Origin of the sequence: Actinotalea sp. JY-7885 (assembly GCF_014525465.1) — a bacterium.
In the GTDB taxonomy this organism is placed as follows: domain Bacteria; phylum Actinomycetota; class Actinomycetes; order Actinomycetales; family Cellulomonadaceae; genus Actinotalea.
The window spans coordinates 1-1108 of the sequence record NZ_JACEXH010000331.1 but is presented as its reverse complement, the minus strand read 5'-3'; the positions used below and the strand labels follow the sequence as shown (position 1 = coordinate 1108).

General features: G+C 77.6%; 2 protein-coding genes. Both read left to right on the top strand.

Going from position 1 to position 1108, the window contains the following annotated elements; translation table 11 throughout:
- Window positions 1-707: gamma-glutamyltransferase (locus tag IDM29_RS16810; protein WP_188037850.1), on the top strand; the 707-nt coding region annotated here is incomplete at its 5' end.
- A gap of 2 nt (window positions 708-709) precedes the next feature.
- Window positions 710-1108, top strand: a 399-nt coding sequence (locus IDM29_RS16805; protein ID WP_188037849.1) for a TSUP family transporter, incomplete at its 3' end; no start/stop codon positions are given.

Genomic DNA, 1108 nt, shown 5'->3' with positions numbered 1-1108 from the left:
CGTCGCGCTCCGGTGCGGCGGCGTCCGCCACCCGGCCGACGGGCGTCGGGGAGCCCACCTTCCAGCGGGCCTCCGGCGCGGTCCCGGACGCGGTCGACCCGCGCACCGGCGCCGACGGCGTCGCGCGCGGCGACACCTGCCACCTGGACGTCGTCGACGCCGCCGGCAACATGGTCTCGGTCACGCCCAGCGGCGGCTGGCTGCAGAGCTCGCCGGTCATCCCCGGTCTCGGCTTCGCGCTCCCGACCCGCGCGCAGATGTTCTGGGTGGAGCAGGGCCTGCCCTCGTCGCTCGGTCCGCGCCGCCGGCCGCGGACCACGCTGAGCCCCACCCTCGTGCTGCGCGACGGTCGTCCCGAGATCGCGTGCGGGACGCCGGGCGGCGACCAGCAGGACCAGTGGCAGGTGCCGTTCCTGCTGAACCACCTCGTCTACGGCATGGGCCTGCAGGAGGCCATCGACGCCCCCACGTGGCACACCACGCACCTGGTCTCCTCGTTCGACCCGCGCGAGGTCGAGCTGCGCGGCCTGCACGCCGAGGAGCGGCTCGGACCCGACGTGCTGGCCGGGCTGCGCCGGCGCGGGCACGACGTGACGGTGACCGGCCCGTGGTCGCTGGGCCGCCTCACGGCCGTGGCGCGGCGCGACGGCGTGCTGCGCGCCGCCGCGACGCCCCGTGGCATGCAGGCCTACGCGGCCGGGCGCTGAGGATGGACGCGCTCGACCTCGTCCTCGTGCTCGTCGCCGGCGTGCTCGCCGGCACCGTCAACACCGTGGTGGGTGCCGGCACGCTCCTGACCTTCCCCCTCCTGGTGGGGCTGGGGGTGCCGCCGCTCACGGCGAACGTCTCGAACACCGTGGGCCTGCTGCCCGCATCGGTCGCGGGCGCGTGGGGGTACCGCCGCGAGCTCGCGGGCGCCTGGGGCGTCGTCGCGCGGATGGCTGTCCTCTCGGCCGTCGGCGGCGTGCTCGGCGCCCTCCTGCTGCTCGTCGCCCCGGCCGACTCGTTCACCGCCGTCGTGCCGTGGCTGCTCGTCCTGGCGGCGGTGCTCGCGGCCGCGCAGCCGCGCGTCGCCGCCGTCGTCCGGCGTCGGGCCGCGGCGCGGGCG